This window comes from Variovorax sp. BGA-UO-ETr-C22, assembly GCF_059567965.1.
On the sequence record NZ_JCAQPA010000011.1, the window covers coordinates 2,712,154 to 2,733,159 of the forward strand.

Annotated in this window: 35 protein-coding genes; all 35 read right to left on the reverse strand. The window is 66.6% G+C overall.

What is annotated here, in order from left to right; all coding sequences use genetic code 11:
- Positions 1-71 precede the first annotated feature (71 nt).
- The gene (locus AC57B8_RS32745) at positions 72-470 is read right to left on the reverse strand and encodes a hypothetical protein (protein ID WP_496481899.1); all 399 of its coding nucleotides are present in this window, start codon (positions 468-470) and stop codon (positions 72-74) included.
- Positions 471-548: 78 nt separating this feature from the next.
- Positions 549-1,652, reverse strand: a complete 1,104-nt coding sequence (locus tag AC57B8_RS32750) for a N4-gp56 family major capsid protein (protein ID WP_496481900.1) — start codon at positions 1,650-1,652, stop codon at positions 549-551.
- A gap of 178 nt (positions 1,653-1,830) precedes the next feature.
- On the reverse strand, positions 1,831-2,859 hold the full coding sequence (locus AC57B8_RS32755) for a hypothetical protein (RefSeq protein WP_496481901.1): 1,029 nt from the start codon (positions 2,857-2,859) through the stop codon (positions 1,831-1,833).
- Positions 2,860-2,904: 45 nt separating this feature from the next.
- Positions 2,905-3,090, reverse strand: coding sequence for a hypothetical protein (locus AC57B8_RS32760; RefSeq protein WP_496481902.1), 186 nt, complete (start codon positions 3,088-3,090; stop codon positions 2,905-2,907).
- A 26-nt stretch (positions 3,091-3,116) separates the two neighbouring features.
- Positions 3,117-3,242: a hypothetical protein gene (locus AC57B8_RS32765; protein WP_496481903.1), complete on the reverse strand. Its 126-nt coding sequence runs from the start codon at positions 3,240-3,242 to the stop codon at positions 3,117-3,119.
- A 20-nt stretch (positions 3,243-3,262) separates the two neighbouring features.
- Complete coding sequence (locus AC57B8_RS32770; protein ID WP_496481904.1) at positions 3,263-3,967, reverse strand: DUF2829 domain-containing protein; 705 nt, start codon at positions 3,965-3,967, stop codon at positions 3,263-3,265.
- Between the two features lie 28 nt (positions 3,968-3,995).
- Entirely contained in the window at positions 3,996-4,265 is a 270-nt protein-coding gene (locus tag AC57B8_RS32775) for a hypothetical protein (RefSeq protein WP_496481905.1), read from the reverse strand.
- Positions 4,262-6,442, reverse strand: a complete 2,181-nt coding sequence (locus AC57B8_RS32780; protein ID WP_496481906.1) for a portal protein — start codon at positions 6,440-6,442, stop codon at positions 4,262-4,264. The genes AC57B8_RS32775 and AC57B8_RS32780 overlap by 4 nt, the downstream gene beginning before the upstream one ends.
- Before the next feature lie 3 nt (positions 6,443-6,445).
- Positions 6,446-7,843 carry a terminase large subunit domain-containing protein gene (locus tag AC57B8_RS32785; RefSeq protein ID WP_496482258.1) on the reverse strand — a complete coding sequence of 466 codons (1,398 nt, stop codon included), beginning with the start codon at positions 7,841-7,843 and terminating at the stop codon, positions 6,446-6,448.
- 2 nt (positions 7,844-7,845) lie between these two features.
- Positions 7,846-8,463 (reverse strand): terminase small subunit, encoded by a 618-nt coding sequence (locus AC57B8_RS32790; protein WP_496481907.1) that lies wholly within the window; start codon positions 8,461-8,463, stop codon positions 7,846-7,848.
- 804 nt (positions 8,464-9,267) lie between these two features.
- A complete protein-coding gene (locus AC57B8_RS32795) occupies positions 9,268-9,552 on the reverse strand; it encodes a hypothetical protein (protein ID WP_496481908.1) in 285 nt (94 codons plus the stop codon).
- Between the two features lie 138 nt (positions 9,553-9,690).
- A complete protein-coding gene (locus AC57B8_RS32800; protein ID WP_496481909.1) occupies positions 9,691-9,927 on the reverse strand; it encodes a hypothetical protein in 237 nt (78 codons plus the stop codon).
- A gap of 64 nt (positions 9,928-9,991) precedes the next feature.
- Entirely contained in the window at positions 9,992-10,429 is a 438-nt protein-coding gene (locus tag AC57B8_RS32805; protein ID WP_496481910.1) for a hypothetical protein, read from the reverse strand.
- On the reverse strand, positions 10,426-10,869 hold the full coding sequence (locus AC57B8_RS32810) for a hypothetical protein (protein WP_496481911.1): 444 nt from the start codon (positions 10,867-10,869) through the stop codon (positions 10,426-10,428). Before AC57B8_RS32810 ends, AC57B8_RS32805 begins: the two co-directional genes overlap by 4 nt.
- The gene (locus AC57B8_RS32815; protein WP_496481912.1) at positions 10,866-11,450 is read right to left on the reverse strand and encodes a hypothetical protein; all 585 of its coding nucleotides are present in this window, start codon (positions 11,448-11,450) and stop codon (positions 10,866-10,868) included. The genes AC57B8_RS32810 and AC57B8_RS32815 overlap by 4 nt, the downstream gene beginning before the upstream one ends.
- The gene (locus AC57B8_RS32820; protein WP_496481913.1) at positions 11,447-11,833 is read right to left on the reverse strand and encodes a hypothetical protein; all 387 of its coding nucleotides are present in this window, start codon (positions 11,831-11,833) and stop codon (positions 11,447-11,449) included. The genes AC57B8_RS32815 and AC57B8_RS32820 overlap by 4 nt, the downstream gene beginning before the upstream one ends.
- Positions 11,830-12,162 carry a hypothetical protein gene (locus AC57B8_RS32825; RefSeq protein ID WP_496481914.1) on the reverse strand — a complete coding sequence of 111 codons (333 nt, stop codon included), beginning with the start codon at positions 12,160-12,162 and terminating at the stop codon, positions 11,830-11,832. Before AC57B8_RS32825 ends, AC57B8_RS32820 begins: the two co-directional genes overlap by 4 nt.
- Positions 12,163-12,174: 12 nt before the next feature.
- On the reverse strand, positions 12,175-12,504 hold the full coding sequence (locus tag AC57B8_RS32830) for a hypothetical protein (RefSeq protein WP_496481915.1): 330 nt from the start codon (positions 12,502-12,504) through the stop codon (positions 12,175-12,177).
- Positions 12,505-12,554: 50 nt separating this feature from the next.
- Positions 12,555-13,064 carry a hypothetical protein gene (locus tag AC57B8_RS32835; protein ID WP_496481916.1) on the reverse strand — a complete coding sequence of 170 codons (510 nt, stop codon included), beginning with the start codon at positions 13,062-13,064 and terminating at the stop codon, positions 12,555-12,557.
- The gene (locus tag AC57B8_RS32840; RefSeq protein ID WP_496481917.1) at positions 13,061-13,549 is read right to left on the reverse strand and encodes a hypothetical protein; all 489 of its coding nucleotides are present in this window, start codon (positions 13,547-13,549) and stop codon (positions 13,061-13,063) included. Before AC57B8_RS32840 ends, AC57B8_RS32835 begins: the two co-directional genes overlap by 4 nt.
- The gene (locus AC57B8_RS32845) at positions 13,513-13,764 is read right to left on the reverse strand and encodes a LexA family protein (RefSeq protein ID WP_496481918.1); all 252 of its coding nucleotides are present in this window, start codon (positions 13,762-13,764) and stop codon (positions 13,513-13,515) included. Before AC57B8_RS32845 ends, AC57B8_RS32840 begins: the two co-directional genes overlap by 37 nt.
- A complete protein-coding gene (locus tag AC57B8_RS32850) occupies positions 13,761-14,336 on the reverse strand; it encodes a nuclease domain-containing protein (protein ID WP_496481919.1) in 576 nt (191 codons plus the stop codon). The genes AC57B8_RS32845 and AC57B8_RS32850 overlap by 4 nt, the downstream gene beginning before the upstream one ends.
- Positions 14,333-14,632 (reverse strand): hypothetical protein, encoded by a 300-nt coding sequence (locus AC57B8_RS32855; protein ID WP_496481920.1) that lies wholly within the window; start codon positions 14,630-14,632, stop codon positions 14,333-14,335. The genes AC57B8_RS32850 and AC57B8_RS32855 overlap by 4 nt, the downstream gene beginning before the upstream one ends.
- Complete coding sequence (locus AC57B8_RS32860; RefSeq protein ID WP_496481921.1) at positions 14,629-15,225, reverse strand: hypothetical protein; 597 nt, start codon at positions 15,223-15,225, stop codon at positions 14,629-14,631. The genes AC57B8_RS32855 and AC57B8_RS32860 overlap by 4 nt, the downstream gene beginning before the upstream one ends.
- The gene (locus tag AC57B8_RS32865) at positions 15,222-15,674 is read right to left on the reverse strand and encodes a hypothetical protein (RefSeq protein WP_496481922.1); all 453 of its coding nucleotides are present in this window, start codon (positions 15,672-15,674) and stop codon (positions 15,222-15,224) included. The genes AC57B8_RS32860 and AC57B8_RS32865 overlap by 4 nt, the downstream gene beginning before the upstream one ends.
- A gap of 178 nt (positions 15,675-15,852) precedes the next feature.
- Positions 15,853-16,245, reverse strand: a complete 393-nt coding sequence (locus AC57B8_RS32870; protein ID WP_496481923.1) for a hypothetical protein — start codon at positions 16,243-16,245, stop codon at positions 15,853-15,855.
- An 86-nt stretch (positions 16,246-16,331) separates the two neighbouring features.
- Entirely contained in the window at positions 16,332-16,871 is a 540-nt protein-coding gene (locus AC57B8_RS32875; RefSeq protein WP_496481924.1) for an NUMOD4 domain-containing protein, read from the reverse strand.
- Positions 16,868-18,283 (reverse strand): replicative DNA helicase, encoded by a 1,416-nt coding sequence (locus AC57B8_RS32880; protein ID WP_496481925.1) that lies wholly within the window; start codon positions 18,281-18,283, stop codon positions 16,868-16,870. The genes AC57B8_RS32875 and AC57B8_RS32880 overlap by 4 nt, the downstream gene beginning before the upstream one ends.
- A complete protein-coding gene (locus AC57B8_RS32885; protein ID WP_496481926.1) occupies positions 18,280-19,164 on the reverse strand; it encodes a hypothetical protein in 885 nt (294 codons plus the stop codon). The genes AC57B8_RS32880 and AC57B8_RS32885 overlap by 4 nt, the downstream gene beginning before the upstream one ends.
- Positions 19,161-19,412, reverse strand: coding sequence for a hypothetical protein (locus AC57B8_RS32890; protein ID WP_496481927.1), 252 nt, complete (start codon positions 19,410-19,412; stop codon positions 19,161-19,163). Before AC57B8_RS32890 ends, AC57B8_RS32885 begins: the two co-directional genes overlap by 4 nt.
- Positions 19,409-19,729: a hypothetical protein gene (locus AC57B8_RS32895; RefSeq protein ID WP_496481928.1), complete on the reverse strand. Its 321-nt coding sequence runs from the start codon at positions 19,727-19,729 to the stop codon at positions 19,409-19,411. The genes AC57B8_RS32890 and AC57B8_RS32895 overlap by 4 nt, the downstream gene beginning before the upstream one ends.
- On the reverse strand, positions 19,726-20,130 hold the full coding sequence (locus AC57B8_RS32900) for a hypothetical protein (protein ID WP_496481929.1): 405 nt from the start codon (positions 20,128-20,130) through the stop codon (positions 19,726-19,728). The genes AC57B8_RS32895 and AC57B8_RS32900 overlap by 4 nt, the downstream gene beginning before the upstream one ends.
- Before the next feature lie 44 nt (positions 20,131-20,174).
- Positions 20,175-20,390 (reverse strand): hypothetical protein, encoded by a 216-nt coding sequence (locus AC57B8_RS32905; RefSeq protein WP_496481930.1) that lies wholly within the window; start codon positions 20,388-20,390, stop codon positions 20,175-20,177.
- On the reverse strand, positions 20,387-20,803 hold the full coding sequence (locus tag AC57B8_RS32910) for a hypothetical protein (protein ID WP_496481931.1): 417 nt from the start codon (positions 20,801-20,803) through the stop codon (positions 20,387-20,389). The genes AC57B8_RS32905 and AC57B8_RS32910 overlap by 4 nt, the downstream gene beginning before the upstream one ends.
- A complete protein-coding gene (locus tag AC57B8_RS32915; RefSeq protein WP_496481932.1) occupies positions 20,800-21,006 on the reverse strand; it encodes a hypothetical protein in 207 nt (68 codons plus the stop codon). Before AC57B8_RS32915 ends, AC57B8_RS32910 begins: the two co-directional genes overlap by 4 nt.

The window sequence follows — 21,006 nt, forward strand, 5'->3', positions numbered from 1 at the left end:
GGCGGGGATCAAGCCGCCGGGGGTTGAAGAGCCCTTGCGGGCCCAGTCCACTTCACCAGGAGAAAGGGTGGTCAGCCTTGATTGGAGAGGCCGCGGCCCTGCACGACGTACTCGACCTCGAGGCGGGCGGCGCCGGCCGTGGCAGCCGCGCCGGTCTGGGCGATGAGGGCCTTGAGCCACTCGCCGACCGTGTGCTTGTAGCCAGTGACGGTGAGCGCCGTGCGCGCGGCCGTCTTCAGGTCAACCGCGTTGGCGTAGCGCGTGGCCACGCTCGCGTCGCCCAGCGACAGCGTGGCGGTGGTGGCCGAGTTCCAGGCCGTCAGCACCGTGAGCGCGCCGCCCACGACGATGGCATTGCCGGGCAGGTTCACCGCGTTCTCGGCGGTGCCATAGGCGGCGGGATCGGCGAAGCCGATGTCGAGGATCGCCACGAGCCGAGGCTGGCGATCCGATTTGCGTTGCAGAGCCATGATCTGTCCTTTCAGTGACAGGGGGAGCGAAGAAGGTGGTGGGTGTGAGGGCGGAGCCGAAGCCCCGCCCTCGCCTGCTTACTGCAGGTAGTGGTCGACGGTGACGATCCCGAAGTCCTCGACGGACTTGTTGTAGATCGAGAAGAACTTCGGCTTGAGCAGGCCGAACATCTTGTCGACGTTGATACCCTGCTGGCTGGCGTACTGGAAGGTCTTCTCGTCCCACTCGGGGACGCCGATGTCGGCCATGCCGAGCGCCTGGGAGCCGCACAGCAGCGTGCGGGTGCCGTTGACTGCACCGGCCGCGCCCCACTTCGCGCCGGAAGCCGCGCCCTTGGTGTTGTAGACCAGGCGGTGCTCGTGGATCACGGCGCCGTCGACGGTGATCGTCGCGCCGGTGAACCACGGGCTGTCCAGGCCCGACTTCGTGGCCACGCCCACCACCGCGCGCTGGTAGTCGGGGTCCTTCTTCAGCTGCGCCAGCGTGCCCGGTTGCACGAAGAGCACGTAGTACTCCTTGCCCTCGGACATGAGCGGCTTGACGTAGTTCTCCTTCGCGTAGGCGATGAGGTCCACGATCATGCGGTAGCTGACCGTGTAGGCGTTGGTGATCGAGGCCGTGTTCGACGTGGCCAGCGAGGTGCCGTCCCACATCAGCGCGCGCTTCGCCGAAGGTGCCGACACGTCGGCGGCGAACGCCAGCGTCGGGAACGCAGAGCCGACCCGCGGCGCGCCGTTGTTCATGAAGGCATACGAGATGCCCGACATGGTCAGCAGCACCAGCTGGTCGACGCGGTTGGCCAGCCAGTAGCTCAGGCGGCTCTTGCCGGTCTCGCGGAAGTTGATGACCGTCTTCTGGTCGGCCAGCTTGCCCTTGTTGCGAACGCCGTGGTTGATGAGGTCGATGTTCAGCACCTGGCTGTACGACTTCATCTCTTCTTCGTTGCCTTCGCGCTCGTTGTCGCCGACGCCGCCGTCTTCGACCAGGTCGGCCACCAGATGCATGAGCACCTGTTCGCCCTTCTCGGTCTTGGTCAGCTCGGTGATGCGCTGGATCACGGAGTTTTCGCCCGTGCCCATGAAGCGCTTGACGAACATCTGGTCGCGTGCGGCTTGCCACACGTCGCGAGACCAGACGATCTTCTGCTGCGGCGTGAGTGCCGCGAAATTGGTTGCAGCCATTGGCATGCTCCTTTTGCTTGGGGTTGAAACGTCGGTTCAGGCGTTGCGCTGCCAATGCGGGAACATGTCGTTGGGGGCGGACAAGGCGCCAGGCTGCTTTACCGTCCAGCCGTGCGGACGAGGTCACCAGGTGACGCCCGGGGGGTGGTGACTTCCCCCGGGCCTTCCACTACGCGGCTCAGTCGCCGCGCAGCTTCTTTTTCTCGGCGTCCGGGAGAGCCTCGAACTGCGCCTCGGTCATGGTGGTGACGTCGATGCGGCCCTGGGTGGCCCGGTTGCCGATGCCGTTCAGGATCGCGGGGGGCTGCAGGTTGGAGTCCTGTGCACCACGCTTTACTGCCTCGGCGGAGCGAGTGTCCGCCGCAGGTGGCGCCGCCGGCAATTCCCTACTGGGGGTAGCGACCCCGGGGGCTGCTGCCGGCGCGAACTTCGGCGCCACTTCGGCCACGGCCTTGTTCAACGCGAGGTGCGGCTTCATGCCGTCTGCGATGTAGGCGTCGCGCGTGGCCACGACGATGCGCAGCGCTGTGGCGCCCTCGGTGGTGTTGAGGTAGGGATAGGCCACGATGGCCGCGTCGGACGCATCCTGCAGCGCGGTGGCCTGCTGCTCGGCAGTGAGCTCGCCGCGGATGCGCGTGCTGGCGCGCTGCTCGGCGGTGGTCAGGATGTGGTCGTTGATCTCGCCGCGGATCTTCAGCGCCTTGTCGGTGTCGCCGTCGAGCAGCGCCTCGGTGTAGGCACGCTCCTGTGCCTGGATGTCGAAGGTGGGCGCGGCCGGCGCAGGCGCTGCAGCTGGTGCTGGTGCCGGCGCACCAGTGGGCGCAGCGGCCGCGCGCAGGCGCTCGTTCTCGGCCTGCAGTTCGGTCGCACGGGCCTCGGCGGCCTTGCGCGCCGTGTTCACTTCGTTGAAGCGGCCCTTCGGGATCTGGCCGCCGTTCTGGCGCGCCACTTCTTCGGCTTCATCGGCTGCTGCTGCCGGTGCCGGCGCGGGCGAAGCCGCCGGCGCACCGGTGGCGCCATGCTCGGCACCATCGACGAGGGCCTGCAGCGTGCTGGCGTCGAGATCCGGCTGGTCGATGCTGTTGCCGTCGTTGTCGAGCAGCGGCGGATCGTCGTTCGGGATGAAGTTGTCGCCGCGGTCCTCGGCGGTCTTTGGGTCGACGGTCACGGGGACGTCGGTCACGTTCACAAGCTCTTCGGTAGCCATGCGTTCTCCTGGTGGTTGCGGATCTGGTGGGGGCCGACGGCTGTATCAGCCGTTCTTCTTGGGTGCGGCGGCCTGCACGTCCTGCAGGGCGGCGATCTTTTCCTTGGCCTTGGCCAGGGCGGCCTTGTATCGCTTCGGGTCGTTCTTGATCTCCTCGGCGCGCGCGAGTGCGCGAAGGTCGTCTTCGGCCTGCCATTCGTCCGGGCCTTTGGATGCGTTCAGGGATGCCATGTGGTCCTTTTGCGGTGGTTGAAAAGTCAGCGGAATTCGCGGATGTACGAGAACACGGCCAGCCCAAGCACGCGCCACGTCATGCGGGCTGTCTCGCTGCCTGCGGTCGAGATGCCGATCGGCTCCATCTCGCAATGAATGAGTGCTTTCATGAAGGTGTCCTCCGGTCTGATCAGGCGGGCACAACGACCCAGTCTTCGGCCAGGCAGTCGCTCACGCTGGGCGCCCAGGTGCTGACCGACCCGCCCACGGTCTTCAGGGCGAGATACGCGTCGTAGGGAACCATCGCGCCTTCACCGAAGTGCGCAGTGGCGGCGCCCGTCTGGACGGGGTAGGACGCGGGCGGGACGAAGTAGACAAACTGGCCCCGGCCGTTCCAACCGAGGCGGGCCACCCGGCTGCCATCCTTCAGGTGTCGCAGTGCCTCGCCGAACGTCAAGACGCCGGGCTGCTCGGCGCCACCGCCAATGAACCGACGAAGAAAAGGCGCAGTGCGACCTGCACGATCTGCGTCTTCTTTCCAGCGCTCGCTGAGTGCGCCCGAGACCGTTGCGAAGTCGGCCTTCGGTTGCTCCTCGATCTGCGACGGCACCGGCGCGTAGCCGCCCTCGAACGCCCATGCGGGGCTGAAAGATGCGTAGCCGTCCTCGTAGACCACGTAGTAGCCGCCGGGCTGCGGGTTGTGCTTACACACATAGGCCGCATCGACCTTGAACGCACCGTAGCCCTCCTCCGCCGGCACGATGCGCGCGCCGTGCGACGACGCCCCACTCTGGCCGGTGGCATCCGGGTTTGGGTTGTGCAGGACCTCTGCGATCTTCAGCGCGTAGACGCGCTTGTGGCACTGGTACAGGGGCATTTCACGGGCAACGGACATGGGGTGGCTCCTTGGTGGTGGTTGTGGATCAGTCGTTGGGGATGGGCTCGGTCACGGCGCGGTGGGCCTCGACCTGGGCGTAGATCGCGCGGAGTGCTTCGACCGAGAGGTCGTGCTGCAAGCGACGGGACTCGTCGCGCGTCACCTGGCGCAGCTCACGTCGCGCGGTAGCCTCGAAGGTCGGCCCGCGGGTGATGTAGACAGCGGTGACCCGGGCCGCGTAGGTGCCCGCCTCCTGCACCGCATAGAACGTGACATCGCGCGACGGCACACGGGGCAAAGTGATGCCTTGCGTCATGCCGACATCCCCTCAGGCATGCGCGCCATCGGGTTTGGACGCACGCCATCGTTCGCAGGTGTCTCGATGCCGGCGTTCACGCCCAGCTCTGGGCTGGCCGGCGTGAGCGGGTTGGTGTTGTTCGGGATGAGGCCCTCGGGCGCGGCGGGCAGCACCTGGGCGGGCTCCGGCACCAGCGCGCCGCCATCCATGTCCTGGAAGCCCTGCGAGCCCAGCAGCGTGTCGGCCAGCACCGCAGTCGCAGGCGTTTGCGCGATGACCTGCGCGGTCTGCAGGGCGGCGTACATCGTGCGCCCCTTCGACTCGACGGTCTCGGCGTCCACCTTCGAGGCCTGGGCCTTGGCGACGCTCGCCTGCGCGATCGTGAGCGCCGCCTTGGCCTCGGCCAGCGGGTCGGCCGGCGCCTTGGCGTTCGTCATGCCTTCGATGATTTCCTGCTTGTCCTGCAGGTTCGAGTAGCGCACCGGGATCTGGTCGGGGATCGCGATGCCGGCCTTCTTCATCTCCATGGCCTGCGTGAACTGGCTGTTGTTGAAGGTCACCTGCATCGGCTGCTCGCTGACCACCACGTCGTACTCGCCGACCGTGATGTCGTTGAAGTAGGAGCCGTCGGGCATCGGCTTGTTGATCTCAAGCGTCTGCTCGACCTTGTTGCCGAACTGGTCGGTCTCGGTGATGCGGAAGATCCGGTGGCTGTCGTAGTAGCGCTGGATCATCTTGTAGATGCGAACGGCCAGCAGCGCGCGGGTGTAGCTCAGGTTGTCCAGCGGCACGGCGAGCTGCTGCTGGCTGGCGTACTGCTTCGACTGGATGGCCACGCCAGCGATCTCGGGCCCGTCGTTGCCGCGCATGGCATCGGGCACCGTGACGTCTTTCAGCGCCTGGGTCGAGCGATCGATCAGGCGGTCGATGCCCGAAGGCACCTGGTTCGGCTCGATCTTCTTCGGAGCCGTGGAGCCCTTGGCGTACTCGATGTGCAGGCCGGTCTGTCCGCCCACCTTCTCCAGCTCACCCTCTTCCAGGTTGGTGATGGAGTCCTCTTCGGTGATCCACCCGCTGTTGGCCGCCGTGTTGACGATGGCCACGAACTGGCTCACGCCCTTGTTCAGGGCCTCCTGCGGGCCGATGGCGTTGTCGACCATGCCGCGCGTCTTGCCGCGGCGGAAGTAGGCGAAGTACGGCACCACCGTGAAGTGCTGGTGCGGGCTGTACTGGTCGAACAGCAGCGCGCAGTAGGTGCTGACGGTCCACTTGATGCGCCGGCGCATGCGCGTGGCCTGCACAGCGCCCTTCTCGGTCGCGGCCGCCACCTGGTCGGGCGTCATGTCGTCCACGGCCTTAACGTCACCGGTGTCGGGGAAGACCACGCACTTCGTCTTCTCGAACACCCACTTCTGCCGATCGACGATGCGGTACCGGCGCAGGAGCTTGCCCTCGAGCGTGTTGTAGGCGTCGAAGGTGCCGCTGCTGGTGCGCAGGCGGTCGCCGAAGCGGTTGCGCCGCGTCTCGTCGTCCATCTCGCCCCAGTCGCCGCCGTCATCGCCCGAGTCCTCGGCCTTCGTGCGCGCGTCAGCGCCGTAGAGCTGCTCGATCTCGTCGAGGGTGAGCCAGCGCGTGATGATGACGTCGCCCCAGCTGTCGGGGTCGTAGGACTTCGCGTCCGGGTCCGGCACGACGTCCAGTGGGTCCAGGGTCTCGATGTCGATCTCGCCCTTGATGTTCTGGTCGAAGTCCATGCGCAGGTTGAAGTACCCGCGCTGCTGGATCACGCCATCGCCGAAGACCTGGGTCTCCTTCCAGTGCAGCTTGGCCTGGTCGGCGATCTGCATGGTGACCTTCGAGAGGATGCCGGCGGTCTGCAGGTCGCCCTTCTCGCCGCGCGGCTTGAACGCGATGTCGAGCCGGTTGTGGATCTGGTAGCCGATGGCACTGTTGATGCTCGGCATGATCTCGTTGAACTCGTAGAACGGGCGGCCCTCCTCCTTCAGGATCGCCTTGTCGTCTTCGCTCCACTGCTCGCCGCCGCCCAGGTACATGCCCTCGCACTTCTGCGCCTGCGCCATGTAGTCGAGGTGGCCTTGGTCGCGGCCGTAGAGGTAGCGATACCAGTTCTCGCGCGCCAGGGCGTCGCCCTTTGGCGCGGGGGTGTTCTTCGAGGGGTAGACAGCAGAGGCCATGGTTTATGCGGCTTGCGCCGAGCGGTTGCGGGTGGCGTGCGTCTTCAGCCGGTCACGCCAGCTGCCTGGCTTCTTGCCGCCCTTGTAGATTTCTCGGTAGCCCTGCGCGAACTGGCGGAAGGCGTCGGCGGGGTTCGAGGCCCAGTCGTGAAGCGGCTCCTGCTTGTAGTCGCCGAGCTTCTCGTCCCACTCGCGGCGGTAGGCCTCCAGGCCGGCGATGCCGTTGGCGCAGCGGTCCTCGTCGAAGTAGCAGGACGGGATGACGGCGCGCGTCTGGTTGATGGCCGAGACGAGGCTGTCGGTGCGCGGCACCACCTCGAACTTGTGGGCCGGCAGCAGCTTCTGCAGGATCATCCGCACGCTCTTGCCCCCACTGGCCAGCGTCTTGTTCTCGGCGTCGTGCGGCAGGTAGTGGCGGTCGAAGGTGTAGCCCTTGCCCTGGATCTCGGCGGCGAAGAACTGCAGGTCCTTGCCGCTGGCTTCGATGTAGTCGATGAAGCGGTGCTCCATGCCCACGCGCTGGTGGAACCACACGGCCGTGGTGTCGTTCCAGCCCAGGTCCCAGAACGTGTTCACGGGCACGTGCGGCAGCTTCGGGATCTTGCGCACGCGCCCCTCGAGGCGCGCGGCCTCCATCTGTTCGGCGTAGTAGGCGCCCTTGATGTTGGGCGTCTCCCAGCGACCCATGAGCAGCGCGCGCTGTTCCTCGGCCGAGAGCAGCAGCAGGGTCTGCCGGTAGCCGCTGTCGGCCAGATGGGGGTTGTCGCTCAGGCGCGCCGAGATGAAGCGGCGGCCGTGCTCGTGCACCTCGCCAGTCTCCGGGTCGGTCACCGACACCTTGAAGCGCGTCGACACGCCCTCGGTCTGGATGCGCCAGTACTCCTTCACCCAGCGGAAGCCCGGGCCATCGGGGTTCGTCGTCGCCCGCACGTAGCAGGCGATCGCTGGGTCCTTCGACCGCAGGCGCGACAGCATGTACCGGTAGGGGATGTCGGTCGGGAACAGCGTCAGCTCGTCCCAGCCGATGTACTGGAAGGCGCGGCCGCGGTATTTGAAGCGGTCGCTGTCGTACTGCATGTGCCCGAACTCGATGCGCGCACCGCTCGGGAACGTCCAGATGTGGGCGCCCTTGTCGTACTTGCCGCCGAAGGCCGGGTAGAGGTCCTGCGAGCGGTCGATCAGGTCTCGCAGGTCGGGGAAGGTGCGCCGGAACAGGATGGCCTGGTAGTTCCGGTTCTCGATGGCCTTCTGCTGCAAGCCGAGCGCATCGATCAGCAGGCAGTCGGACTTGCCCGCGCCGGCCGCGCCGCCGTACAGCACCTCCAGGTCGATAGCCGACAGCAGCAGCGCCTGCTTGGGCGCAGGCTTCCACAGGATCTCGCTGTCGATGACCGGGGGCATCTTCACGAGGCGTCCTTCGCCGGCACCACGACGACGTGCGCCGTCGGCTTCGACTGCTCGTGGTCCTTCTCGTAGAGCCCGAGGATCTTCGACGCCTGGTCGAGCGCCACGTTCTTGTTGGCGATCTTGTATTTCTTGACGTAGCCGCGCAGCACGCGGTTCTCGCCCACGCCCTCCCACTCTTCGAGGATGTCGAGGCCGACGATCGCGGCAGCTGTGTCGTCATCCAGTTCGGTGACCTCGAGAGGCGTGCCATCGGCGCGGAACATCTTGCGAGGGTCGAAGTAGGCGACGCGGGCGATCTCCCGCTGCACGCGCTCCCTCGTCAGCTCCATCGCCGCCAGCCGCTCATCTTGGCGCGCGGCGACCACGGTTTGCTTCTCCTGCAAAAGACTTGCGATTGCAGGTTTTCTTAGGTTTTCCAACCCGATCACATGGGCCGTCTTTGGGCTGTAGCCCGCACGGATAGCGGCTTGTGTGGCGTTTCCGTCCACCAGGTATTCCGCAACGAACTTCGCTTGCTTGGGCAGCAACCCGTCCACGCGCTTGGTCGGCGCGGCCTTCTTGGCCTGTGGCTTCTTCTTCGGGATCGGGTGGGCCTTGGCCCGTGCTGCTGTCATGGCGGCGATGGTCGCTGCGCACCTCTCTACGGCCAACCTCTACTGGGGTGACGCACCAGAAGCGACAACGCCACCCGAAGGTGGCATTGAAGGACCCGATTTCCGCGCAGATCAAACCTTCGGGGCATGGTGTCACCCGCTCGCGCGGGCCGCTTGTGAAGCTATCGAGTCAAACCAGCGTTTCAGTCCCTGCGCGTCATGCATGTAGATGGTGGTCCGGGCTACCTTCGCTGCTCGTGATTGCGCGCGATCTCTCAAGCTGGGCGGGGCCATGCTGTCGTCACGTCTTCCGGGCTGGGTGCAAGCCAGCCGGCTCCAGTCATGCGGTCACCATCATCGAAGCGGGCCGGGCTCGATACCGGCTCAGTGAAGGTCACGATTCGTGAGCGCCCAACGCAACCCGGCTCCCTCGCAGGTCCGGACGGTGTCGTCTACTACGTGGCATCAGCGCGTGTCCTTCCACGCCGCCGCTTCGATGATGGTCCTCAGCGATGCGAGGTGGGTGGGCGCCGCTGGCCGCGCCCTGTGGGATCAATATCCCTGCCATTCCCCTTTCGCCAGACCGCAGGTTCACGGCCGATACTTCCGACCCACTACACCCTGGGCCGCGCGCTGGCGCGCGAAATGGAGGGTCCGCTGGCGCTGCCTGTTCGGGCCATCAGTCCGACCTAGGCGTGGAGGAGCAGCGCTGCGCTTGTCATCGATCTACTGACGGTGCCGGTTGCCCCCGGCGGCTGCTCTTGCGACAGCGGCTTGCGCCACGTGGGCGTGAAATTGCCGAATTGCGAAATTTCGCAAGTTCGATCAGGTCGACGGGCACATGCGCCAGCCGGGCGTGACGCGCGGGCGCTGTCGCTTGGCCAGGCCCACCGCGTAGGCACAGGCCTGTACCAGCTCGACCGGGCGGGCGACCAGCTGCAGCACGGGCTCGGCGAACTTCGCCGGCACGCTCGCCACGAAGTCGCAGGCGAAGCGGTAGGCGGCGCGGCAACAGGTGGCCACGCGATCGACGACCGCGTCCACGGAACTGGATGCGAAGGCCAGCGCGGCGAGCGCGAAGGCGGCGAGACGAGAGCCGGTGAACTGCATGGGGATTCCTCTGGGTTGGTTGCCGCGGCTACCGGCGGGTGCCCCTTGCCATGACGGGGAAGACGGTGGCCACCGGCCAGGTCGGGCACTGCCCGCTTAGCCACCGCGCGGTGCGCACGCGGCAGACCCTGCCGGTGTTCAGGGTGCAGGGGTGAAATCGACGTAGAACTCTTTGCCGATGTCGAACTGGGCGGCCACGGCGGGCACCACGCACGAGAATTCGACATTGCCGCCCGGCGTGGCGGCGAAGAACTTGGCGTTCTCGTCGCTGCCGCTGGTGACGGCGTGCAGCTTGATGGTCTGCACCTCCGCGTGGCCGTTCCAGCCAGGCATGCGGGTGATCGAAGCAACTTTGAATTTGGCGCGGACGGTCATGGGATGGGGCCTTGGTGTGTGAGCAGGGCCGCATCTTCTGGCCGCCCTGTTGGGCGACCAATCCCTACTGGGGTGAGGCCTCCAACGACCAGCCGCCGCGGTCGGCGCGAATGTGCGTTCCCAGGGCACCACAGACCGGGTGCCCGACCTGCCCGAGGCCCATGCGCTTCGCCAACCGCTCGCTGGGAAGTGGGCCCGTAACGAAGCTGCTGCATTCATCGAATCCGAGCACCTGCCAACGGCGCGCGGCGAGAAGGTAGGCGCGCATGCCCGCCGCAGGGTCAGTTGCCTCCTCCACCGTGACGCACGGCCCCTGCCGATCGGCGTGAGCCCGTACCCGCTCCTGCAGCGCAGCCTCTACCGCGGCCTGATGCCCGGGCAGGCGGACAGCCGCGACCAGTTCGCCGTGGCTGTATTCGATGAATTGCCAACCGTCTGGAGTGCGGACGGCCATGCCGCCGCGATCGGGGCCCGAGGCCAGGTCGATGCCAATGGTCATCATGGCGTCGGCTCCTCAAGCGTCAGCTCGTCGATGCCGTTCCCGCAACCGTTGTCCAGGGCACAGGCGACTTCCACCGCGCGGCGCGCATCGTGGCCCAGGTACATCGCGGCCAGCGCATAGTCGCGCCCTGAGCCGATGGCGTCGAACCGGTCCATGTGCACCTCAGGATACGGGGTGTAGAGGTAGCCGAGGTTCTCGCCCCGCTCGCCGACGAACATGCAGCCCACGGCATCGTCCCCTCGTTGGAACGCCGGATAGGTGGCAGGGTCGCGGCCGCTCCGGAACCATTCGAGCAACGCCATCGCGCGTGAGCCGTCGCCTGCGAACCCGACCAGTCCGCCCGGCACGCGGAAGATCTTGGTCAGCGTGCGACGGTAGCCACAGTTCGTCGCGGCCCTGTCGGCCGCCAACGTCTTGCCGTCCCAGGCAATGATCGTCATCGTTTGCGCCTCTGCAGGGTGTCGATGAACTCGCGCGCCAGCACGTGCGCGACGCGCGCCGTCGCCTCGGGAGTGGAGATCTGCGCCAGGCTTTCCAGGTTGCAGCGGTACATGATCGCGCCCTGCTTCGTGGTGATGTAGGCGTGAGGCACTGTGTGCAGCCCCTTGCGGTCGAGGTGCTCCAGTCCGGCCTCTATCACGTCGGCCGTCAGCGTCTCGAACGTGGTCATCAGGTCTTCCATCGGGTCTGCCGAAGGAGTGAAGCTGAAGTCGTCATCCCGCAGCCGATGGATGCGCTGCACCTGCCAACCCGCCTCCGACATCAGGCGAAAGTCGCGGCTGTCCACCAGCTGCTCGACTGGCGGCAGTGCGATGCTGTCGCCCAGCACCTTGCGACACGCGGCCATCTGTCGCTCGTACACAGCGGCCACGTTGCGCAGGCGGCGCGCCTCTGCCTCGTGGCGGTCGCGGTCGATACGCTGCAGGCGCACGAGGTCATTCAGCTGTGCCACCTCGTTCTCCAGGCCGGCCAGCTGCTCGCGCGCCTTGCGGCGTTGGTTGCGTCCAAACCGGCGGCTCATGCGTGAACTCCGATCTTGGCAAGCAAGCGTGCGACGAAGGTGTGCGATGCCGGCTTGGCCAAGGCCGCATCGGCTGCCGCGGGTACGGCCTGGTCCGCTTGTTCGGGCGTTGGCGTCGAGCTGATGTGATGCAGCTCGTAGTCGCGCCAGTAGTGCGGAGCGCCCTGCCAGTTCTTCTCGTCCCAGTGGGCAAGGATGCGCATGCGGTCTTCCAGCTGCAGCAGCTGTGTGAGGCGATCTGTCGGGGTCTCGTCATCGTCCGCCGTCATGACGACGCTACGCAGCTCGACCCGGGGCTTCGGCAGGCTCGGTGACGACTTGACCATGATCGCCATGATCCGGTGGGGCCACAACATCGCGGCCAAGCGTTCGGCGCGCTTCATGCAGCCTCCCCGGGCTGCGCCCACCGCGCCATGTCCTCGTCGGCGGCTGCCGCCGGGTCCGGCCACTCGGCGTACGGCTTCGGCCGGTAGTTCCCCGGTGTGCCGGTCATGCAGTTCAGCGAGTAGCACGCCTGGGCGCATTCCTCGGCCGCTTCGTTCGGGATGCTGTCGCCGCAGCGCTCCTGGTACCGCGCCTTGGCTGCGGTGAGCCAGGCCGTCAGCTTCTCCTCGGCCTCGGCGCGGACCGGCACCAGCGCAGCGTCTTCCACCGCTCGCAGCAGCACGCCGACGGCAAATCCGCTGGCAGTCAGTTTCTTCCTGGGCATCATCGGTCGCGGGCCTCAGGCAATTTCGAGGGTGTCGATCGCGTGGTTCACCGTGCGGATCTGCTGCTCGACCTCGCGGGCCAGCTGGTCGAGGACGCTGCCCAGCGGCGTCTGGGGGATGCCGTAGGCCGGCGCCGGCGAGGTGCCGTTGGCGCTCCTTTCGCTACCGACAACATCCGGCACCGGGGTGCGGCGAACGCTCTCAAGGCGTCCGAGCAACGCATCACTGCGGCGACTGAGTTCCCCGAGGCCTTCCTGCAAGCGCGACAACTGGGTCGGGATCTCGTGATTGAGCCGGGTCTCTGCGCTGGCGGCCTTGGCGTGGTTCGAATGGATGGATTGCATGGTCTTCTCCTGGTGGTGGGCCGGAGCCCGGGTGATGGCCTCGTGGCCGGTTATGTGAAATCGATCTCGGCCTGCTCGGGGATGCCCTGCAGCACGCGGATGGCGTCGTCGCGGTCTTTCTCGCGCGCGGTGGCCGCGACCTGGTAGCGCCGCAGCTCGGCCACGCTGTCGGTGAGCTCGCGGGCGTTCTGCAGGCCGGCCAGCTCCTCGGCGCTACCGCGGAACAGGCTGCCGATGCGGCGGCAGTCGGCAGGGTTCAAGTCGAGGCACATGTCGCCGACCTCGAGCTTGGCCATGCCGCTGGGCAGCACAGTCAGCGAGATGGCCTGCGCCGGCGGCAGCTCCTCGACGGGCTCGAACACGCCCGGCAGCACGCGGCGCAGGCGCCCGTCTTCGAGCATCCGCTTCACGTGGTCGTCCACCACGCTGTAGCTCTGCCCGGTGACTTCCTTGACCACGGTGCGCGTGGCAATGCGCCCTGCGTTGTGCAGGTCGAGGATGGTCTGGTAGACCAGCTCACCAACGCCGCGGCGGATGGGTTGTGGTGGCTTCTGGCTCATCGGGCTCCTGTGTGTGGTGCGACGGCGCCGATGCACACCTTGACGCTGGGGTGAGCGCCGCGGATTCGGTTGGCAGTGCGGACGATCGCGGCCTCGTAGACCGAGCGCGCGACGCTCGTGCGCTGCAGGTGGTGCCACTCCTGCAGCTCGCGCATGGCGTGCAGGCCCGGGCCGGTGGTGCCCATGCGGCCAGTGGCGGCGTGGCGCTGGTGCGCCTCGCTCAGCACGCTCTCGACCTGCAGCGCGGCCGGCATCACCTCGGGCCCGACGCCCATGTCGCACATGGTCTGCGCGAGGTTGGTCAGGTCGGCCACGGTGCGCCAGTCCTCGACCGTGGCCGCGCCGGTGGCGAAGGCCTGGATGGCGGACAGCTCGAGCAGCCGCAGCTTGTCGAGGCGCCCGTCATCCGTGACGCGCGCGCCGTCGATCGCCAGCGCGATCGGGTTGGTCAAGGCGTAGTGCTTGCGGCGGCATTGCTTGCGCATGCATTCCTCCGTGCGAAGCGGTACTTCCCCACCGCGTTGTGTTCGATGTGGCCCTTCTTGGCCAGGGTCTGCAGGTAGCTGGCGGCCGCGTTGTCGCTGGCCCAGCCGAAGCGCGTGCGCAAGGCACTGGCCGGCGGCAGCTGGTCGTTGAGCGCGAAGAACTCACGCATGAAGGCCAGCACCTCGGCCTGTTTGGTGGTGAGGTCCGATGTCATAGGGGCGAGTCCAGGGCCACGGGCGTGGCGTTGATGTGGTCCAGTGCCCACTGCGCCGCGAGGCGGTCTTTCGGGCGCTGGGTGGAATCGGCGACGATGGCCCGCCACTCCAGCACCTGCCGGAGGAAGCCCATGTCAAAGGCGGCGGTCTTCTGCGCGCGCGTGGCGCCGCCGTAGGCGTCCGTGTAGTGGTTGCAGCCGTAGCAGCCCCAGGCGGTGCGCCAGTCGCCCACCTTGTAGCCAAGGCCCTTTCCACTGGCGACGCCGCCGCCGTGGCAGGCCACCGTGGTTTCGGTGCCGCCCACGCAGATCGGGCTGCGGATCAGGCAGGGCTTGCCGCGCGCCATGTCGAGCAGGTGCCGGTTTTCGGCGCGCGGCTGTTTCGGGATCGATGTCCGATTTCGAACTTCGGTTGTGGCGTAGGTGCCTCGGCGCTCGGCGGGCCTGAGCTGGTGCTCGGACGGGGCTTCATCGGGCTGGAGCCCGCATCCAGCCTCAATTTCAGCTGGTGCCCGGCCGGGCCACACCTTGCGCTTGAAACCCTTGCCTCGGGCCATGGGCGAGCGCTTCATGGCTGCGCCCCCATTGCGAACTCCACGTGCGCCACGGTCGCCGCCTCGATCGCTCCGTCGATGTCGAACCGGCGCGCGCGATCACCCTTGATCGGGCACCAGAGCACGCCGCGAAACACATCCAGTGGAATCGCTCGATCGCACGGGAACGGCCAAATGCCATCGGACACCCGCACGTGCAGCAGCGCGTCCATGGCTGGAGTGATCTCGACGCGCTGGAACGCATACCGCTGGCCATCGAGGACGCCGCCCTTGAAGACACCGTGCACCGGGCACATCGGGTTGTGCTTCTTCACGCCAGCACCTCCACGCGCGCGTCGGCGCGGTGGTAGGCCTCCCACATCCGCAGGTTGGCCAGGCGCGCGATGTCGATCACCTGCTCGGGTTTCAGCCGAATGGCATCCCGGTTCGGCGCGGCGCGGCGCACGCAATCAACGCGCATGATCTGGCTCAGGCCGCGCGGGTAGCCAGCGTCGTCGAGCAGCAGTACTCCGCTGGCTGTGCTCGGCAAGGAGTCGAGCAATTCGGGCTTCCAGATCTCCTTGGGCAACGCGTAGTAGTGCTTCCACACCTTGCGCGGCCACACGAGAGGCTGGTTGTCGTAGAGGCTGGGCTGCCGAACTGCGACTAGGCGTCCGTCCTTGAATTCCTCGACGCGCGGTCCATAGCCCATGAATGTGCGATGCCACCACTTGTCCTTCTTGGCATCTGCTTTCAAGTCGGCGCGGCTGATCTTGACCTCGACGTCGATGATGCGCAGGTCGGTGGTCACGCCGAGGACGTCGCACTCATGGCCAGTCCAGTTGCAGTTGTCGACCAGCACTACGCACTTCCGCGCCAGGGTCTGCAGCGCGATCGCGCGAGCGATGGTGTGCTCGGTCCACTTCATGGCTGTTCGTCCTGCTCTGTGAAGGCCACGCCCCACTCGGTGACGGCATGCGCCTGAACCTTCAGCAGGAACTCGGCGAATTCGTCATCCGTCAGCGCCTCGGTGCTGCGCCGCCGCTGGCGCACCTTGATCTCGCCGGTGCCGCGCACCTTGTATTCCTCGAAGGTCGGCTCGATGAACAGCTCGGCGAAGTAGTGCTTCCAAGCCAGCGGCACGTAGCGATACCGCACGCCGTTCTTCTCGTCCACGATCCAGACCTGATGCGCAATGTCGCGCAGCACCGGGCCGTGGAAAGCCTTGCGGAGCTGGTGCCGGTAGTACTGGTTCGTGCTGACCAGCTGCATCAAGAGCCGCGCGCCGGTCTTCGTCGCTTCCTTGGCGATGCCGTAGAGCTCAAGGGCGGCCTCGTGCGCGCTGCGCGGGCTGCTCAGCATGCGTTGTTCCATCATGGTGTCGCCTCGCTGAAAAGGTCGCCCTGCCGCACATCGGCGCGCGGGCGCTGCAAGTTGAAGAGCCCGGATCGCCGCGGACGCGCGCCAGCCACTGCTGTGGCGCACTTCGGGCCCATCGGCATCCCGCCCACATAGACGGGCGCGCGCAGCAAGGTGCGACGGCAGCGGGCGCACGTCATGCCTTGTTCCTCAGGCCCCAGTGGGCGATCAGCACCGCCTCGGCGCGGTTGTGGTGTTTCACGAGAGACAGCGGCGCATCCGGGTAGAGCCCGCGCGCAGTGGCCAGCGCCTTCTTCTTGTCAGCGTCGAGGCCGTAGAAGCGCTTCCACTTCTGCGGGCCGAGCATCGTGGGCTTGTAGCCAAGGCACTCCAGCACCGTCTCGACGGCGCCCAGCGTGCGCATCAGCGAACCCTGCGTCTGCACCGCGTTGTTCTTGCCACCCATCGTGTTCACCTGCTCGAGGTACGCCTCTGCCTTCTCTCCGATGGGCACGTTCTTGCGAATCAGCGCGACCAGCGCGCGGCCGTCGATCTTCTTGGTGATCAGGCCGTCGCCTGGGAGCGGCATAGTGGGGAGGTCTTCGACGACACAGCTGCGCTCGGTCACGAAGCTGATTGCGCCGCTCAACCCTGGATCTACGCCAATGAAAATGGTCATGCGTGCCCCCACGTTCTGCCGCGGCTGATGTCGTTGACGATGTGCTGCGAGATTCCGAGCTGCCGCGCTGCCGCAAGGCCGCTGCAGCCGGATCGCAAAAGACCCTTTACAGCGGTGGCGACGCCCTCGTCGATCTGGGCACGCGGGTGACGACTGCCGCTCTGGTGCGTGCCGTGCAGCAGCTTGTCGGCCACGTTCCCGGCCTGCGTATCCCACCGAAGATTGCCGGGGAGGTTGTTGCCGGGGTTGTTGTCCCCGCGGCAGCAGATCGGCTTGTCTGCGGGCGCGGCCCCGTTGAAGGCGGCGCAGACTCCGCGCGACACCAGCAACTTCGAGTAGCCCTTGCCGACCCTGAGGCGAACGTACAGGTAGCCGTCCTTGTCCACCTGCGGTGTCAACAGGCGCGCGTTGGTCCAGCGCAAAGAGCGGATGCGACCCCAGTTGGAAACCTCGTACCCCGTGAAACCCGCGACAGCGCGCCACTCTTCTTCGGTCGGCCATACGAAGGCGGCCCATTTCTGGATTGGCTTCGTCACAGGTCACCGCCTTTCGAGCTGCCGCGGGCGACGCTCACCTGGCTGGTGGGAATCGGCGTCTCGGCGGGCCAGTTGGCGAAGCGCGTGTTCTCGCCGACGTACATCAGATCGATGAGGCCGGGCTCGCCGTCGCGCAGCTTCGCCACCGAGACCTTGGCGTAGTACTTCCACTCGTCGGCCAGCTTCGGGTTGGCCTTGATCGGGCGGTGCACGAACATCACGATGTCGGCGTCCTGCTCGACGGAACCAGAGTCGCGCAGATCGGACAGCACCGGCATCTGGTCGACGCGCTCCTCGACCTTCCGGTTCAGCTGGCACAGCAGGAAGATCGGGCAGCCCAGCTCCTTGGCCAGGGACTTGAGGCCCTTCGTGATTTCCTCGATCTGGTAGACCCGCGGCATCTTCGGGTCGGTGCCCGCCATGAGGCCGAGGTAGTCCACGATCAGGCAGGCCAACTTGCCGTGGCGCCGGCGCAGGCTGCGCGCGCTGGCGCGCACCTGGTTGATGTTCAGGCCGCTGCGGTCGTTGACCTGGAAGTTCACCTGCCGCAGCCGGTCGGTCGCCGCGGTCAGGGCGGGCCAGTCGTAGTCTTTCAGCCGCTCGCCTCGCTTGATGCGGCTGAGGTGGATGCGCGACTGCAGCGACATGGCGCGGGCCACGACCTGCGCCTTCGGCATCTCCATCGAGAACATGCCGACGCCCTTCCCGCTTTCCATCGCCATGTGCATGCCCATCGAAAGCGCCAGCGCGGACTTGCCCATGCCCGGCCTGGCGCCGATCACGATCAGTTCGCCGTCGCGCGGGCCCCCGTCGAGGCGCGCGTCGATGTCATTCAGCCCGGTGGGCGTGAAGTCATCGACGGCCGTGCCCTCGGCTTGTGCAGTGATCCGGTCCAGCAGCTGAACGACGCCGGCTTCCATGCCCTGCCACTCGTCCGTCTTCCCCTCATCGAAGAGGCTGGTGACCAACGCGCTCGCCTGCTCGAGCGTCTCCTCGAAGCCGACGCCGCGCTGGCATGCCAGCTCGTGGATCTCGCTGCTGGCCGCCATCAGCTTCCGACGCAGGGCGAACTCGCGCACGATCAGCGCGTACTGGCGCACGCTGGAGGCGCTGGGCACGTACTGGGCCAGCGCGTTGAGCGTCTGCAGGCCGACCAGATCGTCCTTCCGGATCCGCTTCATCTGGTCGTGGACCGTGAACACGTCGGCGTGACTGCCAGCGTTGACCAGCGCGCCGATGGCGCCATAGATCAGCCGGTGCTCTTGCCGGAAGAAATCGCTGTCGGCCAACAGGTCGCCCACGCGGTCCCACAGCCCGTTGTCCAGCAGCAGCGCGCCCAGCAACGACGCCTCGCTCTCTGCGCTCCACAGCACCACGGGTGCCAGGAGAGTTTCATCGACTCGATCGTTCATGCGTTTTCCTCAACGGTGGTTTTCTCCAGCACCTGCTTCAGTCCGCCGGACTTCATCAAGTACTCGATGTCGGGTTTCCAGTTCGCGTGCTCACCGGTGCGCGGGGTGCGCCCCATGAGAAAGTCGTTCTCGCGGGCGCGTCGGAAGTAGCTGCGAAACCACTCCAGCGCCTCTTCCTCGGTGGTGGCGCGCCGTGTGCTGTCAGGCTTCGTCGAGGTCAGAACCCACTGCCAACGGTCGCGGATGGCCTTCTCGCGAGCCTTGTCCATGACCCGGACGCCCGGCAGCTCGGGCAGGACCTCGTGGTAAATCGCCACGATCTGGTCGGGCTTGCAGGTCGGCAGCCTCGCTGTCGACGAGGAAGCGTCAGCTTCCGGAAATAACCCCGAAGGTGAAGATGAAGAAGAAGATGAAGGGGGGGGTTTCTGTGAAACATGGAGGGGGGTTTCATTACCCCCCTTCGGCTGCTTTGGCCTCCCCCCCTTAGAACCCGCCTCGGCACCCTTGATGCCGTGCTCAGCACCCTCTTTTCCGCCGGCTGCGCGCCGGTTGCGCAGGTCCTCATCGCGCACCATGCGCCGGCTGAAGATGGCGCCGCTGTCGGCTCGCGAAAGCACGCCGTTCTCTTCCAGTTCGGCGATCAGCTTGCGGCACAGGGCAGCCCCGATCTTGCAAAGGTTGCCCAGTTGCTGGGGTTCCATGGGCTTCCCGTTGGGCATCGTCAGGTGCCCGTACGGCTCGCCTTGGTGCATCAAGCAATTCATTTCGTGCCAGAGGCCGCGCGCCGGCAGCGAACACGTCTGCAGGGCCACGTCCTTGAACCAGTCGCCCCAGTAGTACTGGGACGCCGGCCGCTTTGTCTTTTCAGCTGAGTCGGTCACGCGCGCACCGCCCTCCGCGCTTCCGCCTGAATGCCGGCCACGGTGCCAGCGACAGCGAAGTAGTTCTCGCCCTCCTCCTCCGCTTGCTGGATGGCAGCATGGCGCGCAGCGATCAAGGCTTCCATCTCGCGGCGGTGCCTGTCTGCCTCATCGCGCGCACCCAAGTCCATCGCAATCTCTATGGCAATGCCTTCAGCGAGGATCAAGTGCTCGCGACGGCGGGCGATCTTCAATTGAACTGGCGTCATGGCATTCCCCACACAGTGGCCAGCAGCGGGCGGCGCTGAATGGCGCGCTGCACCGTGGTCTGAGCCACGTAGGGCTCGACCTCGGGCGCCGGCACGTTGCCGACCTGCTCGTCGCCGACCGTCGTGCGCCGGAAGTACGCGATCACGCGGGGTGCTTCACCGTCGTTCACGCGCTCGATGTAGCCGCGGCGCTTAAGGTTCGCCACGTTGGACATGAGCAACTTCACGTCGATGCCGGTTGCCGAGACGATGTCGTCGTACGTGGTGCTCTGGCCGATCGCTGCCAGGGTCTGCATCAGCTTGGTGTCGGTGCTCATGCGGCGGCCCCGCGCAACGCCTCGACCAGCACGCGCTTGTCGTGCTGCAGCTGTGCGACCTGTTCCTGCGCCACGCGCAGCTGGCGCTCGAGTTCGGTTTCACGGCGGCGGATACTGGACAGGTCGTAGCCGCGATCCAGGTTCATCCACAGCAGCGGAGCGTCGTTGCCGCAGAAGTCCATGACCGTGCGCAACTTCGGCCAGATCACGCCCTCCTGCCCCGACTCCCAGCGCGACCACTGGGCCTTGTCCATCGGCTTGCCGTCGACGCGCACGGCATCCATCACTTCCTTGGGCTCGTAGCCAGCGGCCTTGGCGCACAGGCCGATGGCCCCGCCGAGGGTCTTCTCGCGCGTGATCTCCTGAATGGTCACGGCAGAGGGGAAACCGAGTTGGTTCACAACGGTCCTCGAATCAGTTGAGTGGTGTTGAGAGGCTTGCCGGCTCAAAACTGAGAGCCATGCGAAACACGAATTTCCGAAGCGACGACGGCGACTGGCTGCACATCGGCGACCTCGCCGTCGACCTGCTTGAGCGGCTGCTCGTTGAGCGCCTCCTCGTCGAAGGGCTCGATGAAGGCCAGCACCACGCCAGCGGCGATGGCGAATGCGGCGAGCACGAGCAGGGCCTGGACGACGAAGGGGATGGCCGGCGCGGTCATTCGCGACCTCGACGACCGCACGACGAGGAGAAGCACCAGCTGAGGGCGTCGGCTTCTTTCGCGTTCAAGCGAAGCAACTGGTCCCCGACGTCGATGCGGGTGCCGCCGTCTGGCAGCACCGTCACGGAAGTGGTGCGCATCGCGCCGCCTGCCGGACACAGCGGCGGCTTCGGGACGATCTGGGTGGTGGGCTCCGGTTCGGGCGGCTCACGGCGTTGCGAGTTGTCCCACATGGCATTGATCACCTGCGTCGTGGTGAATGCGGCTAAGCCCGCAGACGCCTGCGATGCCAGCATCTGCGCTGCGGCCAGCGCCAATTTCGCCCGCGTGGTGGTGCTTCCCGGCCGCGCCGCGTGCATCAGCTTCACGGCGCGCGTGCGCGGGCCCTTCTTCTGGGTGCTGCGCATCGTCATACGTCGGTCTCCGGCAGAGCCATGGGTTTGACCATGACCAGCTCGAACACAACGCTTTGCATCGTTGCGTCCTGCTGCCGGTGCAGCGTGGCCCCGGCGACATCCAACGCCCACTCAGCGTCGTGCAGCGACAGGCCAACGACAGCGGCGAGCACCTTGTTCGAGGCCTCGACGATGTGGGAAGGGGGAATCAGACTGCGCAT

Excerpts from the sequence above, each read along its gene's own strand:
- AC57B8_RS32745 (WP_496481899.1), bottom strand. The coding sequence starts at position 470 with ATGGCTCTGCAACGCAAATCGGATCGCCAGCCTCGGCTCGTGGCGATC.
- AC57B8_RS32750 (WP_496481900.1), bottom strand. The coding sequence starts at position 1,652 with ATGGCTGCAACCAATTTCGCGGCACTCACGCCGCAGCAGAAGATCGTC.
- AC57B8_RS32755 (WP_496481901.1), bottom strand. The coding sequence starts at position 2,859 with ATGGCTACCGAAGAGCTTGTGAACGTGACCGACGTCCCCGTGACCGTC.
- AC57B8_RS32760 (WP_496481902.1), bottom strand. The coding sequence starts at position 3,090 with ATGGCATCCCTGAACGCATCCAAAGGCCCGGACGAATGGCAGGCCGAA.
- AC57B8_RS32765 (WP_496481903.1), bottom strand. The coding sequence starts at position 3,242 with ATGAAAGCACTCATTCATTGCGAGATGGAGCCGATCGGCATCTCGACC.
- AC57B8_RS32770 (WP_496481904.1), bottom strand. The coding sequence starts at position 3,967 with ATGTCCGTTGCCCGTGAAATGCCCCTGTACCAGTGCCACAAGCGCGTC.
- AC57B8_RS32775 (WP_496481905.1), bottom strand. The coding sequence starts at position 4,265 with ATGACGCAAGGCATCACTTTGCCCCGTGTGCCGTCGCGCGATGTCACG.
- AC57B8_RS32780 (WP_496481906.1), bottom strand. The coding sequence starts at position 6,442 with ATGGCCTCTGCTGTCTACCCCTCGAAGAACACCCCCGCGCCAAAGGGC.
- AC57B8_RS32785 (WP_496482258.1), bottom strand. The coding sequence starts at position 7,843 with ATGCCCCCGGTCATCGACAGCGAGATCCTGTGGAAGCCTGCGCCCAAG.
- AC57B8_RS32790 (WP_496481907.1), bottom strand. The coding sequence starts at position 8,463 with ATGACAGCAGCACGGGCCAAGGCCCACCCGATCCCGAAGAAGAAGCCA.
- AC57B8_RS32795 (WP_496481908.1), bottom strand. The coding sequence starts at position 9,552 with ATGCAGTTCACCGGCTCTCGTCTCGCCGCCTTCGCGCTCGCCGCGCTG.
- AC57B8_RS32800 (WP_496481909.1), bottom strand. The coding sequence starts at position 9,927 with ATGACCGTCCGCGCCAAATTCAAAGTTGCTTCGATCACCCGCATGCCT.
- AC57B8_RS32805 (WP_496481910.1), bottom strand. The coding sequence starts at position 10,429 with ATGATGACCATTGGCATCGACCTGGCCTCGGGCCCCGATCGCGGCGGC.
- AC57B8_RS32810 (WP_496481911.1), bottom strand. The coding sequence starts at position 10,869 with ATGACGATCATTGCCTGGGACGGCAAGACGTTGGCGGCCGACAGGGCC.
- AC57B8_RS32815 (WP_496481912.1), bottom strand. The coding sequence starts at position 11,450 with ATGAGCCGCCGGTTTGGACGCAACCAACGCCGCAAGGCGCGCGAGCAG.
- AC57B8_RS32820 (WP_496481913.1), bottom strand. The coding sequence starts at position 11,833 with ATGAAGCGCGCCGAACGCTTGGCCGCGATGTTGTGGCCCCACCGGATC.
- AC57B8_RS32825 (WP_496481914.1), bottom strand. The coding sequence starts at position 12,162 with ATGATGCCCAGGAAGAAACTGACTGCCAGCGGATTTGCCGTCGGCGTG.
- AC57B8_RS32830 (WP_496481915.1), bottom strand. The coding sequence starts at position 12,504 with ATGCAATCCATCCATTCGAACCACGCCAAGGCCGCCAGCGCAGAGACC.
- AC57B8_RS32835 (WP_496481916.1), bottom strand. The coding sequence starts at position 13,064 with ATGAGCCAGAAGCCACCACAACCCATCCGCCGCGGCGTTGGTGAGCTG.
- AC57B8_RS32840 (WP_496481917.1), bottom strand. The coding sequence starts at position 13,549 with ATGCGCAAGCAATGCCGCCGCAAGCACTACGCCTTGACCAACCCGATC.
- AC57B8_RS32845 (WP_496481918.1), bottom strand. The coding sequence starts at position 13,764 with ATGACATCGGACCTCACCACCAAACAGGCCGAGGTGCTGGCCTTCATG.
- AC57B8_RS32850 (WP_496481919.1), bottom strand. The coding sequence starts at position 14,336 with ATGAAGCGCTCGCCCATGGCCCGAGGCAAGGGTTTCAAGCGCAAGGTG.
- AC57B8_RS32860 (WP_496481921.1), bottom strand. The coding sequence starts at position 15,225 with ATGAAGTGGACCGAGCACACCATCGCTCGCGCGATCGCGCTGCAGACC.
- AC57B8_RS32865 (WP_496481922.1), bottom strand. The coding sequence starts at position 15,674 with ATGATGGAACAACGCATGCTGAGCAGCCCGCGCAGCGCGCACGAGGCC.
- AC57B8_RS32870 (WP_496481923.1), bottom strand. The coding sequence starts at position 16,245 with ATGCCGCTCCCAGGCGACGGCCTGATCACCAAGAAGATCGACGGCCGC.
- AC57B8_RS32880 (WP_496481925.1), bottom strand. The coding sequence starts at position 18,283 with ATGAACGATCGAGTCGATGAAACTCTCCTGGCACCCGTGGTGCTGTGG.
- AC57B8_RS32890 (WP_496481927.1), bottom strand. The coding sequence starts at position 19,412 with ATGACGCCAGTTCAATTGAAGATCGCCCGCCGTCGCGAGCACTTGATC.
- AC57B8_RS32895 (WP_496481928.1), bottom strand. The coding sequence starts at position 19,729 with ATGAGCACCGACACCAAGCTGATGCAGACCCTGGCAGCGATCGGCCAG.
- AC57B8_RS32905 (WP_496481930.1), bottom strand. The coding sequence starts at position 20,390 with ATGACCGCGCCGGCCATCCCCTTCGTCGTCCAGGCCCTGCTCGTGCTC.
- AC57B8_RS32910 (WP_496481931.1), bottom strand. The coding sequence starts at position 20,803 with ATGACGATGCGCAGCACCCAGAAGAAGGGCCCGCGCACGCGCGCCGTG.
- AC57B8_RS32915 (WP_496481932.1), bottom strand. The coding sequence starts at position 21,006 with ATGCGCAGTCTGATTCCCCCTTCCCACATCGTCGAGGCCTCGAACAAG.